Genomic DNA, 13,504 nt, shown 5'->3' with positions numbered 1-13,504 from the left:
GTCTTTAAGTAAGCAATTTATATTCCATTTTTAGAGACTATTAAATTACAAAAATTTAATATTTTTTATTAAGAATTTTTAAATTAGAATTCCAAAACTTTTTAGAATCAATTGTTTAAGGAAATGTATGCAGGAAATAAGAAATATCGCAGTTATCGCGCATGTTGATCACGGAAAGACCACTTTAGTTGATGGATTGCTTAGACAATCAGGGACTTTTGCGAGTCACGAACAAATCGATGAGCGCGTAATGGATAGCAATGATATAGAAAAAGAAAGAGGAATCACCATTCTCTCTAAAAATACCGCTATTAGATATAAAGATACCAAGATTAATATTATAGACACTCCCGGACACGCCGATTTTGGGGGAGAGGTTGAGCGTGTTTTAAAAATGGTTGATGGTGTTTTGTTGCTAGTAGATGCGCAAGAAGGGGTAATGCCACAAACTAAGTTTGTTGTCAAAAAAGCACTTGCATTAGGAATTTGCCCTATTGTAGTTGTAAATAAAATTGACAAACCAGCAGCGCAACCAGATAGAGTGATTGATGAAGTTTTTGACTTATTTGCTGCTATGGGAGCTAATGAAAAGCAGCTAGATTTTCCGGTAGTTTATGCTGCTGCAAGAGATGGTTATGCAATCAAAAACTTAGAAGATGAAAAAAAAGACTTAGGACCACTTTTTGATGCAATTTTAGAGCATGTGCCACTTCCTAGTGGAAACAAAGAAAATCCTTTGCAAATCCAAATTTTTACTTTAGATTATGATAATTATGTAGGTAAGATTGGGATTGCTAGAATCTTTAATGGTAAAGTTAAAAAAGGCGAAAATGTAATGCTTGCAAAAAGCAATGGAGAGAAAATCACAGGAAAAATTACCAAACTCATTGGTTTTTATGGTTTAGCAAGAACCGAAATTGATGAAGCGCAAGCAGGTGATATTGTGGCTTTAGCAGGTTTTCATTCTATTAATGTGGGTGATTCTATTGTTGATCCTAACAACCCTATTCCACTTGATCCTATGCATTTAGAAGAACCAACAATGAGTGTTAATTTCGCAGTTAATGATTCGCCTTTTGCTGGATTAGAGGGTAAGCATGTTACAGCTAATAAACTCAAAGAGCGGCTAGAAAAAGAAATGCAAACAAATATCGCTATGAAAGTTGAAGAGCTTGGTGAAGGGAAGTTTAAGGTAAGCGGTAGAGGTGAGCTACAAATCACGATTCTAGCAGAGAATCTAAGACGCGAGGATTATGAGTTTAGTATTTCACGCCCTGAAGTTATTGTTAAAGAAATTGATGGACAAAAATGTGAGCCTTTTGAATCTTTAGTGATTGATACACCTCAAGATTATTCTGGAAGTGTGATTGAAAAATTAGGGCGCAGAAAAGCCGAGCTTAAAGCAATGAATCCAATGGGGGAAGGCTATACAAGGTTAGAATTTGAAATTCCTGCAAGAGGATTAATAGGTTATAGAAGTGAGTTTTTAACAGACACGAAAGGGGAAGGCGTGATGAATAATAGTTTCTTAGAATTCCGCCCATTTAGTGGCAATGTTGAAACGCGCAATAATGGTGCTTTAATCTCTATGGAAAATGGAGAAGCCACTCCATTTTCTCTAGGAAATATTCAAGAGAGAGGAATCTTATTTATACCACCACAAACTAAAGTATATGTGGGAATGATTATTGGAGAGCATTCAAGGGAAAATGATTTAGATGTTAATCCTGTTAAAGCTAAGCATTTAACTAATATGCGTGCAAGCGGAAGTGATGATGCTATTAAGCTTACTCCACCAAGGGATTTGAATTTAGAGAGAGCTTTGGAATGGATTGAAGAAGATGAGATTTTGGAAGTTACTCCTAAAAATATCCGAATCCGGAAAAAAGTGCTTGATCCAACACAAAGAAAAAGAAAAAATAAATAGGGGAAGGAGGTATGCTAACAGTTATTAAAAGAGATGGGAGAATCGAACCACTAGATGTCACCAAAATCCAAAAATATACGCGCGATTCTGTGGTGGGATTAGAGGGGGTTTCTCAAAGTGAATTGGAAGTTGATGCTAAATTACATTTTCGCGATAGAATCACCACAGAAGAGATTCAACAAACGCTTATTAAGACAGCCGTAGATAAAATTGATATTGATTGTCCTAATTGGACTTTTGTTGCGGCTAGATTGTTTTTATACGATCTTTATCATAGAGTAAATGGATTTAATGGTTATAAAAGCCTTAAAGAATATCTAGAGATTGGTGAAAAAGAAAATCGAATCATCAAGGGAATGAAAGAAAAATTTAATCTTGAGAAGCTTAATTTAAAAATTGATCCTCAAAGAGATTTGCAATTTACCTATCTTGGTATCAAAACACTTTATGATAGATATTTGCTCAAAGATAAAAAAGGACAGCCTATTGAATTGCCACAACATATGTTTATGGCAATTGCAATGTTTCTAGCACAAAACGAAAAAGATCCAACTTATTGGGCAGAGCAATTTTATGACTTACTTTCAAAATTTGAAGTGATGGCAGCCACCCCTACCCTATCTAATGCACGAACACCGCGCCACCAATTAAGCTCTTGCTATATTGGAAGCACGCCTGATAATATCGAGGGAATTTTTGATTCTTATAAAGAAATGGCGCTTTTAAGTAAATATGGTGGTGGAATTGGTTGGGATTTCTCTAAGATTCGCGGTTTGGGAAGCTTTATTGATGGACACAAAAACGCCGCAGGTGGTGTTATACCTTTTTTGAAAATCACTAATGATATTGCTATTGCAGTGGATCAGCTAGGCACTAGAAAAGGTGCTATTGCAGTCTATTTAGAGCCTTGGCATAGTGATATTTTTGATTTTGTAGATATTAAGAAAAATAGCGGAGAAGAGCGGCGCAGAACTCACGATTTATTCCCTGCTTTATGGATTCCAGATTTGTTTATGAAGCGTGTTGCAGAAGATGGTTTATGGAATCTTTTTGATGCTTTGACTTGTGCGGATTTAACCAATCTTTATGGTGAAGCATTTGAAAAGCGCTATATAGAATATGAAAATAATCCGGATATTCCCAAAGAAACTATCAAAGCAAAAGATTTGTGGAAAAGAATCTTAACTAATTATTTTGAAGTGGGATCTCCATTTTTGTGTTTTAAAGACAATGCCAATAGGGCAAATCCTAACTCACACACTGGAATTATTAGAAGCTCTAACCTTTGCACAGAGATTTTTCAAAATACTGAACCTAATAAATGTTTTATTCGTATTGAATTTGAAGATGGCACGATTGAGGATTATGAAGAGAATCAAGAAGTTAGAACAGATTGTGGTATTGTTAAGCTATCTAATAAAATCACTTCTACAGATAGCATCAATGGCAAAAAGGTATTCATCGCACAAAGAGAATCTGTAGATGGCAAAACTGCTGTATGTAACCTTGCTTCTATTAATCTTTCTAAAATCAATACTAAAGAAGATATTGAACGCATTGTCCCTGTGGCTATTAGAATGCTTGATAATGTAATTGACTTAAATTTTTATCCTAATCGCAAGGTTAAAGTAACTAACCTTGATACTCGTGCCATTGGACTTGGAGTAATGGGTGAAGCGCAAATGCTTGCTGAAAGTAAAATCCAATGGGGTAGTCAAAAGCACCTAGAAAAAATTGATGAGATTATGGAGATGATTAGCTATAATGCAATTAATGCAAGTTGCAAACTTGCACAAGAAAAAGGTGTTTATAATGATTTTGCAAATTCTTCATGGTCAAAAGGAATTTTCCCTTTTGATAAAGCTAATTCTGAAGCAAAAGCACTGGTAGATAGAGGCGGTCTTTTTGGCTTTGTTTATGATTGGGATCACTTAAGAGAGGAAGTTAAAACTAAAGGAATTCGTAATGGCTATCTTATGGCAATCGCACCTACAAGCTCTATTTCTATTTTAGTTGGAACAACTCAAACTATTGAACCTATTTACAAGCGCAAATGGTTTGAAGAAAATTTAAGTGGATTAATTCCTGTGGTGGCACCAAATCTTAGTTTGGAAAATTGGAATTATTATACTTCTGCTTATGAAGTTGATCAAACCCTTATTGTTAAGGCTGCAGCAATTCGTCAAAAATGGATTGATCAGGGGCAAAGTATGAATATCTTTATTTCTTTAGATAAAGCAAGTGGTCGCTATCTTAATGAAATTTATAGCTTAGCTTGGAGATTGGGACTAAAATCAACTTATTATCTAAGATCCCAAAGCGTTGAGGCAGAAACTAGCACTGGAGCAATTGATAGAAGCATTGAATGTGAGGGTTGTCAATAAGTGAATAAAACTTACCTTATTGATACTTCTATCATTTTAGATGATATAGAAAATCTCTATTTTCTCTATCAAAATGGCGAGAATCATATTGCTATTTGCGATGTTACCCTAAGTGAATTAGACAAAAAGAAAGATTTGAATAATCAAAGTGGTTTTTTTGCAAGAGAATTTTTTAGGAATGTTTTAAGTGATGAATCAAAAGATTCTGAACTTTTAGCTACTAATCAAGACAAGATTCATTGCATTTCTTTTTTATCTAATAATATTAAAATTCCCCTACATATCATTCATCGTCCAAAATACAAAACTTACGCCCTAGATTATGGACTTAATGATGCTAGGATTCTAGAAATCGCTAAAGATTATAATTTAATTTTATTGACTAATGACATTTCCCTTAAAGTTTATGCAATTTCCAATAATCTTATTTCTCAATCTCTTATGCGCGATAGAATCGACAATCCACAAGATATTAACTTTCTATATTCCTTTAAAGCACACAAAAATTCCATTAGAGATTCTTTGGAGAGAGATTCTAAATTTTTAATGCTTAAAAATTGGAGTTTATTTGAAATCACTGAAGAAGATAATACCGATAACTCTCTTTATGAAACTGGCAAGAGACACTATGGAGTGAAGCTGAATAATGAATTTGTGGAATTAAATTTTGATAAAATTTTAGAAGATAAGCTTTATATTAATCCCATCAATTTAGAGCAAAAATTTCTCTATTCTCTTTTAACTCACCCTAAAAACAAAGTAACTATTTGCAGTGGCGCTACAGGGAGTGGGAAAACACTCATTGCACTTCAAGCAGGATTGCATTTACTAAAAAAGGGGGAAATTAATGGAATTGTTTATATGCGAAATACTATTACTGCTAATGACAAAGAAGCGGAACTTGGATTTCGCAAAGGTGATGAAGGACAAAAATTAAATTATTTTATGTATCCTCTCTTTAGCGCTATTAATTTTATGATTACCAAAATGCAAAAAGAATCTTTGGCTAAAAGAATTGAATACAAAGGTAACGCCAATAGCGTATTAAACAAGGAAGCAACAGAATATTTTATTCAAAAACATAATATTGAAGTTATGGATATTGCGCATTTGCGTGGAACAAGTATTGCTAAAAAATTTGTAATTTTTGATGAAACACAAAACGCTTCTAATGCAACTATTAAACTTGTTGGGACAAGAATGGGAGAAGATTCTAGAATTGTTTTTTTAGGTGATCCTGCACAAATTGATCACCCCTATTTAAGCAAATATCGTAATGGCTTGGTAACTTTGCTAAATAAGGCTAAAAATTCTGATTTTCTAGCTGGAATCACGCTTAAGCAAACTATACGAAGTGAAATTGCTGCTTGGTTTGAAGATAATTTTAAGTAATAAGCTTTTTATTTAAAACTTGAACTTCCACACTTGCACTCAAATCTTCTAGGGTTAATAGACAATTTGGCTTGATTTTGCTAAGTTTCAAAATAGGTTTGCCCTGAAAACTCGCATAAACATATCCCTTTTTTTGATTTTGTGGATTTTTAGATTCTAGTTTTGTTTTTAAAAGTGTAATTTGATTAATCTTATTTGTTAGAATTTTGGTTATTTTTTGATCCAAAATTAAAGGGGTTGATTCTAGAGCATAGCGATGCGGAATTATTTTTGATTCAATGGCTTGTGTAAGAAATTTTTGCAAAGTTAAAAGTTGCTGTTTGTGATTTTTAATTTTTTCAAAAAAAGAGTTTTTTTGCAATAAAACTCTCAAATACTCTAGTTTTTTATTTTTTTTCTCCAAAAAACCTTTAATTTTATCTTCCATAATTTTTTGCATAGAATCAAGCCGCATAAGCCATTCTATTTTATCGGGCAATAATATTTCCATAGCAGCACTAGGCGTTGGTGCGCGCAAATCAGCAACAAAATCACTCAAAACTACATCTGGCTCATGCCCAATGGCAGAGATAATAGGGGTTTTTGCTAAAAAAATTGCTTCATTCACCAAAGGCTCATTAAAAGCCCATAAATCCTCCAAACTCCCACCACCCCTAGCTAAGATAAGGCAATCAAGATTTAAAGAATCGGCTATTTGAATATTTTTGACAATATTTTCTTTAGCACCCTCCCCTTGCACCAAAGTATCAAATAAAATAAACTCCACTAGATTCCATCGCTTGTTTGCAACCCTTAGCATATCGTGCAAAACCGCACCACTTTTAGAAGTGATTAGCCCTACTTTTTTGGGGAATTTTGGAAGAGGTTTTTTGTTTAAAAAATAACCTTTTTTCTCATATTCTTTTTTGAGTTGTTCATAAGCTAGTGTAAGCTCACCTACTCCGCTTGGAGTTGCGCTAAAACAATTGAGCTGATATTCTCCACGCGGAATAAAAAGAGTAATACCCCCATTTAAAGTCAAATCCATACCATCTTCAATTTTGAATTTTAAATAACGCGCATTTCCCCTAAACATCACACATTTGAGTATGGAATCTTTGTCTTTAATTGAAAAATAAATGTGTCCGCTAGAATGATAAGTGCAATTACTCACTTCTCCACACACGCTCACTTGCAAAAAGGTCGCTTCTAGCAAACCTTTAATCTGTGAGTTTAATTCACTAACACTTAGCGTTTGCATTATTCCACAAGCATAATGGCTAAATTGGCATCGATTTGTTGCCCTTCTTTAGCATAGATTTCTTTGATTTCCCCACCTTTTGTGGCAAGAACTTGATTTTCCATTTTCATTGCTTCTACAATGGCTACCACATCACCCTCTTTAATAATATCCCCCACTTTTACCCTTAATTTTGTGAGATTCCCAGGCATTGGAGAGATGATATGTCCAGGCAAACTTGCTTGTGGCAAAGAATCGCCATTTTTATTAATTCTTTTTTCTGTGCTAATTTCATTAGAAGTTATAAATACCTCTCGTAAATCCCCATTAACGCGAACAAAGAAAGGTCTCACTTCTTCATCTTTAGAACCACTTCCTTCAACTTTTATATGATAACTCTCTCCATGCAAGTTAATCATAAAGTCTTTTGGCATAGGATTATTCTCATCTTCAAAAGTGCTTAAGGCTTCTGGTAATAAACTTCCTTGGTTTCTCTCTTCTAAAAAGGTTTTTGCAATTCCTCCAAAAATCGCATAAGAAATAATATCAGTTGGACTTTTTGCAAATCCTTTGGATTCTTCTATGGCTTTTGGCATTTCTGGGAGTAGCTTATCTGCTGGGCGTTGCGTAATAATCTCTCCACCTTCGGCTTTAATTTTTTGAATTAATTCTTGAGAAATTGGTGCAGGAGTTTTACCATAATAGCCTTTGATAATATTTTTTGATTCTGTGGTAAGCGTCTTGTAGCGCGTTTGAGTAAGGACATTTAAGACAGCTTGAGTTCCTACAATTTGACTTGATGGTGTAACAAGTGGTGGATAACCAAAATCTTTTCTCACATTTGGAATCTCTAATAAAACTTCATCCATTTTATCCAAAGCATTTTGCTCTTTTAATTGATTGGCCATATTAGAAATCATACCACCAGGGATTTGATTAACAAGCACACGCGTATCAATCTGATTATAAGGTGATTCAAATTTTTTGTATTTTTTGCGGTTTTTCTTTAGGATTTCAGCTGCCTTTTCCATTAAAGACAAATCTAATTTGCTATCCCATTGAGTGTCTTTGAGTGTGGCAACCATTGATTGTGTGCAAGGATGGCTTGTGCCCTCAGCAAGTGCTGAATTGGACAAATCTACAATATCAATTCCTGCTTCTATTGCTTTAAGATGAGATCCAAATGCAAAACCAGCTGTAGAATGAGTGTGAAGCGCTAAAGGCAATCCCACTTCTTCTTTTAAAGATTTGGTAAGCTCATAAGCCATATTTGGAGTAAGCAATCCTGCCATATCTTTAATAGCTAAAGAATCGCATCCCATTTTTGCAAGTTCTTTGCCAAATTCTACAAAATTTGGAATGGTATGCACAGGAGAAGTAGTATAGCAAATTGCACCTTGTGCGTGTTTGCCTTGCTTTTTAACTTCTTCTATGGAAGTTTTAAGATTCCTTATATCATTAAGTGCATCAAAGATTCTAAAAATATCTACTCCATTTTGCGCACTAAGCCTAATAAATTCACAAACAACATCATCAGCATAATGGCGATAACCAATAAGATTCTGCCCCCTTAAAAGCATTTGAATGGGAGTGGTTTTGAAAATTTCTTTAAAAGTAGCAAGTCTCTCAAAAGGATCTTCTTTAAGGTAGCGCAAACAAGTATCATAAGTCGCACCTCCCCATACTTCTACGCTATAAAAACCTATTTGCTCAAAAATCTTAGCAGCTTCTATCATATCTTCTGTTCGCATTCTTGTTGCAAGCAAAGATTGGTGCCCATCTCTTAGACTATTTTCGGTAATTTTTATCATCTCACTATCCCCAAAATTTAAAATTTCCTAGATTATATATATTCTTTCTTTGTATTTAGCTTAGTGCAAAATATACTTAAAAAACACTTCAAAAAAAAGGCTAAAATGTAACTTTTATTAAAACAATGGATTAAAAGCTAAAAAGTATATTATATTTATCCTGCAATTTCAACTCTAGGTTGATAGGCGCTTTGGTTTTGTGTGTAAATCTGCAGAGCGTATTCTCTTTTTTTATCATTAAAAAATGTTTTTTTATCCTCTTGCTGTTTTTGTTCTTCTTGTTTTTTAAGAAGCTCCTCATTTTCTTTTGCTCGTTCTTGAGCTTGTTCTGTTCGAGCTTGGCTTTCCATCTGCATAGCACTAGCTGCGACTTTATAGTCTTGCGGACTTGGATCAGCAGGTGCCATAGCGGCTGCTACAATCTGTCTTGCATTTTGAATAGTTTCCTCAGGAGTGCTACCCTTTTTTATTGAGATAGGCACCTCTCCAGAAGTAGCATACATTTTGCCATCAGGTCCTCTTGTGTATCCATAGCTTGCTCCCCCACTAACTACACCTGCTCCTGCTGCAATATGCGCTGCTTCATGGGCTTTAACATTTCTATCAATGCTTTCTAGTTCGCGCACATACTGCACTTCATCAGCTTCAAGCTCTTTGCCATTGATATTTTGCGTATTTTTATTTTTATTTTTTTCTTTGTCTTCATTTGTATTTTGAATACTAGAATCTTTATTAAATTTTGAACTAGTTTCTAAATTTTGAGAAATATTTGTTTTTTCTTTCCAAACATTAAGATTGTTTTGTGAATAAAATCCAAAATTCCCTATTTGCATTTTTTTCCTTAGAAAACTTTATGATAGGTATTGTAGCACAAATTCTTTTGCTTTTTTTAGTGCTTCTTCTATCTTATCTAGCGCCTTACCACCGGCTGTGGCAAAATCATCTCTACCGCCACCATTACCATCCATTACCTTAGCGACTTCTTTAACCCAATTTCCTGCTTTAATAGGAGCATTTTTAACCCCAGCAGCGATTTTACCAGCATCATCAATAAGCAAAATAATCACTTTTTCATATTTATTTTTAATTTCATCAATGATTTCCTTAATATTACCACCACTAAAGCTTTGAATCACCATAGAAATTCCATTAATCTCTTGGATTTTTAGATTATTAATTTCACTTTTGGCATTACCGCCTTGAGATTTTAAGTTTTTAATTTGCTCTTTTTGCTTTTTGATACCCTCTAGCAAATTTTGCGTCTTTAGCACCTCTTTTGCAGCGGCTATTTCACTCAAAGCTTCTTTTCCATAGTAGTATGCTGCTTTACCACACACCGCTTCGATTCTTCTAACTCCACTACTTACACCACTTTCTTTGGTAATATAAAAACTTCCAATATTAGCCGTATTTTCCACATGGATACCGCCGCATAACTCAATTGAATCACCAAAACTAATAACCCTTACATTTTCTCCATATTTTTCTCCAAAAAGTGCCATAGCCCCCTTGGATTTGGCAGCTTCAATACCCATAACTTCGCAAATTTGTGGATTAGCTTCAAGGATTTTTTCATTTACTAATGATTCAATTTTATTTAACTCTTCAAAACTTAGTGCTTTGGGGTGAGAAAAATCAAAGCGCAAACGATTAGATTCAACCAAACTTCCTGCTTGTGTGATATGTTCTCCCAAGACTTCCCTTAAGGCTTTGTGTAATAAATGAGTTGCACTATGGTGTTTGGCAATCTCTAATCTGTCTTTACTTACTTCTATCCAAACTTCTTGCCCTACTTCTAGAGGCTTTAGAGTTTCTAGCATAGAAATATTTAATCCAAAGTATTTTTTGGTATCTGTAATGGTTGCTACAATTTCATTTTGCTGTAAGATTCTTCCTTTATCACCAATAGGACCTCCAGACTGCGGATATAGCGGTGTTTTATCAAACATCACATAGCCCTTACCTTGCAAGGTTCTAACTTCCTTAAAACTCTCATCAAGCAAAGCTAAAATTTTGGATTTAGATTCTGCACATTCATAACCAATAAAAACATTTTCTCCAAATTTTGAAAGCAATGCTTTAAAATCACCCTCTTGAATACTATCTCCACTTCCTTTCCAATTTGCTTTGGCTTGCTCTTTTTGTTTTTGCATACACGCTTCAAAGCTATCAATATCCACACCAAAGCTATTTTCTCTTAGCATATCTTGTGTTAAGTCAAGCGGAAAACCATAAGTATCATAGAGTTTAAAGGCAATTTCTCCACTAAAGAGAGCCTTTGATTTTTCTTTTTTGAGTGCTTCAAGCTCTTTGCCAAAAAGATTCATACCATTTTCCAAAGTCTCAAAGAACCGCTCTTCTTCAGCTTTACATTGTGTTTTTATGATTTCTTTTTTTTCTTTTAAATAGTGATAGTGACTACCCATATTCTCGCACACGCTTTCTAAAACTTCATAGACAAATGGTTTTCTCATTCCCAATAAATACCCATGTCTAACAGCACGACGCAAGATTCTTCTTAGCACATAGCCCCTGCCCTCTTTATCAAAATTTACACCTTGTGCAAGTAAAAATGCAACCGCTCTAGCGTGATCGGCTATAACGCGAAAACTCGCGCCACTTTCATAAAAATACTTTTGTCCAACAATTTCTTCAACTCTCGCAATCAAAGGCATAAAAATAGAAGAATCAAAATTGCTACTCTTGCCCTCTAATAATGCCATAACGCGCTCTAATCCCATTCCTGTGTCAATGCTTGGCTTTGGAAGAGGCTTTAAATTCCCTTCAACATCTCTTTCATATTGCATAAAAACAAGATTCCAAATCTCCAAAAATCGATCACCATCACCCCCAAAATAATCTTCTGGACCATTGAATTTTTCTGCACCTTGATCTACAAAAATTTCACTACAAGGACCACAAGGTCCTGTATCACCCATTTGCCAAAAGTTATCTTTATCGCCCATTCTTTTAATACGACTAGAATCAATATGTTCTTTCCATAATTCAAACGCTTCATCATCACTTTCATGAATCGTAACATAAAGCACTTCTTTGCTAAAACCTAAAACTTCCGTTACAAATTCCCACGCATACGCAATAGCTTCTTTTTTAAAATAAGCACCAAAACTAAAATTTCCTAGCATTTCAAAGAGCGTGTGATGCCTTGAAGTGTAACCGACATTTTCTAAATCATTATGTTTTCCACCCGCACGAATACAAAGTTGAGCACTTGTAGCAATATTTGGGATTGGAGTAGGCACTTTTCCGGTAAAAACATCTTTAAATTGCACCATTCCTGCATTGGTAAAAAGCAAAGTGGGATCATCAGGCACCAAAGGCATTGATTCATAAACCTTATGCCCTTTGCTTTGAAAGAACTCCAAGAATAAAGCACGAACATCTTTTTTCATATAGAAACCTTTAACAAATATATAAAGAAATATTTTCACAATTCTACTTTTTTTGTATTAAAATCTTTCTTTAATTTTTTAGTTTTTTACTTCCTTAACACAAGAATCAAGCAAGCAAATAATATGTTGTTAAATCCTTTTTGCATCAACAATTAAACCAATAGCGAAATAAAATATTTTATTTCCCTTTGCAACTTCTAAAGATACTTTAAAATTGTTCATTTTTATTCCCCATTAAACCTTTGTAGCAATTCAACAAAAACCGATTTTAGCTCCTCTACCTCGCTTATTTTAACTCTTTCATTAACCGAATGAATCGTATCATTACAAACTCCACATTCCACGACTTTTACACCATATTCTGCAAAATATCTTGCATCACTTGTTCCCCCACTTGTGCTTAGAGTGGGTGTTATTTTTAATGTATTTTGCAGTGATTCTAAAAGTTTTTTTACAATAAAGTTACTCGAATTTGTCAAAAAAGGCTTTGAACTTTGTTTTAATTCTAAATAATGCGGTATGTCTCCTAAAATATTTTTTAGATAAGTTTCTACATCTTGTAAGCTTGTTTGGGGAGAATTTCTAATATTAAACATTATTTTCAAATCATTGGGAGTTACATTAACCACTTCCATTCCCCCTCGTATATCAGTAATAACTATTTTACTTGGCTCAAATTCCTCACTCCCACTATCCATATTAAAACCTGCTATTTTAGATAAGATAGGTGCAATCAGCTCCACTGGATTAATGCATTTGCTAGGATAAGCTACATGACCTTGTTTTCCATAAATCGTGAGTTTTCCATTAATGGATCCACGCCGACCAATTTTAATCATATCCCCAAATCTATTAACACTAGTTGGTTCTGCAACAACTGCATATTTAGGAAGTAAATCAAGTTTTTGTAATTCTTCTAAAACATATTTTGTTCCAAAAATCGCATCTCCTTCTTCATCACTTGTTAGCAAGACAGATAAAATTCCATTAAAGTAGCCTTTTTTATCTACAAATTCCCTTATTGCACACAAAAAAGCAGCCACTCCGCCTTTCATATCTTGCACTCCACGACCAAAAAGATACTCACCCTTTTGCATAGGAATAAATGGATCACTCTCCCAACCCTCTCCTGCTGGGACCACATCAATATGCCCCCCAAAACACAAATGCGTTTTGCATTCTCCAAATTCCTTGTATAAAAATAAATTTTTTACCCCCTCCTTTTCAAATTCCAAAACCTTAAAATCAGAGAGAAAATCTTTAATGTATTTATAAATTCCACATTCTTTTGGAGTAATAGTAGGATAACTTACAAGCTTTTTTAACATTTCAATACTCTGCATTTAAAATCCTTTAAA

General features: G+C 34.3%; 8 protein-coding genes. 3 read left to right on the top strand and 5 right to left on the bottom strand.

Annotated features, from left to right (window positions below; translation table 11 throughout):
* Positions 1–127 precede the first annotated feature (127 nt).
* Genes typA through CCY98_RS00615 form a run of 3 tightly spaced genes read left to right on the top strand, consistent with a single transcriptional unit; the run spans position 128 to position 5,703 of the window.
* The gene (gene typA, locus CCY98_RS00625) at positions 128–1,927 is read left to right on the top strand and encodes a translational GTPase TypA (RefSeq protein WP_112056681.1); all 1,800 of its coding nucleotides are present in this window, start codon (positions 128–130) and stop codon (positions 1,925–1,927) included.
* Positions 1,928–1,938: 11 nt separating this feature from the next.
* The gene (locus CCY98_RS00620) at positions 1,939–4,311 is read left to right on the top strand and encodes a ribonucleoside-diphosphate reductase subunit alpha (RefSeq protein WP_112056680.1); all 2,373 of its coding nucleotides are present in this window, start codon (positions 1,939–1,941) and stop codon (positions 4,309–4,311) included.
* Complete coding sequence (locus CCY98_RS00615) at positions 4,312–5,703, top strand: PhoH family protein (RefSeq protein ID WP_112056679.1); 1,392 nt, start codon at positions 4,312–4,314, stop codon at positions 5,701–5,703. It abuts the gene before it with no gap.
* Here the strand turns inward: CCY98_RS00615 and xseA are convergent.
* The 5 genes from xseA to dapE form a co-directional block, all read right to left on the bottom strand.
* Positions 5,696–6,943, bottom strand: coding sequence for an exodeoxyribonuclease VII large subunit (xseA, locus tag CCY98_RS00610; protein ID WP_112056678.1), 1,248 nt, complete (start codon positions 6,941–6,943; stop codon positions 5,696–5,698). The genes CCY98_RS00615 and xseA overlap by 8 nt on opposite strands.
* Positions 6,943–8,733, bottom strand: a complete 1,791-nt coding sequence (gene oadA / locus CCY98_RS00605; RefSeq protein ID WP_112056677.1) for a sodium-extruding oxaloacetate decarboxylase subunit alpha — start codon at positions 8,731–8,733, stop codon at positions 6,943–6,945. Before oadA ends, xseA begins: the two co-directional genes overlap by 1 nt.
* Positions 8,734–8,888: 155 nt before the next feature.
* Positions 8,889–9,566 carry a putative metalloprotease CJM1_0395 family protein gene (locus CCY98_RS00600; RefSeq protein ID WP_112056676.1) on the bottom strand — a complete coding sequence of 226 codons (678 nt, stop codon included), beginning with the start codon at positions 9,564–9,566 and terminating at the stop codon, positions 8,889–8,891.
* Between the two features lie 18 nt (positions 9,567–9,584).
* On the bottom strand, positions 9,585–12,146 hold the full coding sequence (gene alaS / locus CCY98_RS00595) for an alanine--tRNA ligase (RefSeq protein WP_112056675.1): 2,562 nt from the start codon (positions 12,144–12,146) through the stop codon (positions 9,585–9,587).
* Between the two features lie 224 nt (positions 12,147–12,370).
* Positions 12,371–13,489, bottom strand: a complete 1,119-nt coding sequence (dapE, locus tag CCY98_RS00590; protein ID WP_112056674.1) for a succinyl-diaminopimelate desuccinylase — start codon at positions 13,487–13,489, stop codon at positions 12,371–12,373.
* Positions 13,490–13,504 lie beyond the last annotated feature (15 nt).

The organism is Helicobacter sp. 11-8110 (assembly GCF_003288905.1).
GTDB lineage: Bacteria > Campylobacterota > Campylobacteria > Campylobacterales > Helicobacteraceae > Helicobacter_D > Helicobacter_D colisuis.
This window is presented reverse-complemented; position numbering and strand designations above follow the sequence as displayed.

Bases quoted from the DNA above. Each gene is read 5' to 3' on its own strand.
- typA (WP_112056681.1), top strand. From the start codon at position 128: ATGCAGGAAATAAGAAATATCGCAGTTATCGCGCATGTTGATCACGGA.
- CCY98_RS00620 (WP_112056680.1), top strand. From the start codon at position 1,939: ATGCTAACAGTTATTAAAAGAGATGGGAGAATCGAACCACTAGATGTC.
- xseA (WP_112056678.1), bottom strand. From the start codon at position 6,943: ATGCAAACGCTAAGTGTTAGTGAATTAAACTCACAGATTAAAGGTTTG.
- oadA (WP_112056677.1), bottom strand. From the start codon at position 8,733: ATGATAAAAATTACCGAAAATAGTCTAAGAGATGGGCACCAATCTTTG.
- CCY98_RS00600 (WP_112056676.1), bottom strand. From the start codon at position 9,566: ATGCAAATAGGGAATTTTGGATTTTATTCACAAAACAATCTTAATGTT.
- alaS (WP_112056675.1), bottom strand. From the start codon at position 12,146: ATGAAAAAAGATGTTCGTGCTTTATTCTTGGAGTTCTTTCAAAGCAAA.
- dapE (WP_112056674.1), bottom strand. From the start codon at position 13,489: ATGCAGAGTATTGAAATGTTAAAAAAGCTTGTAAGTTATCCTACTATT.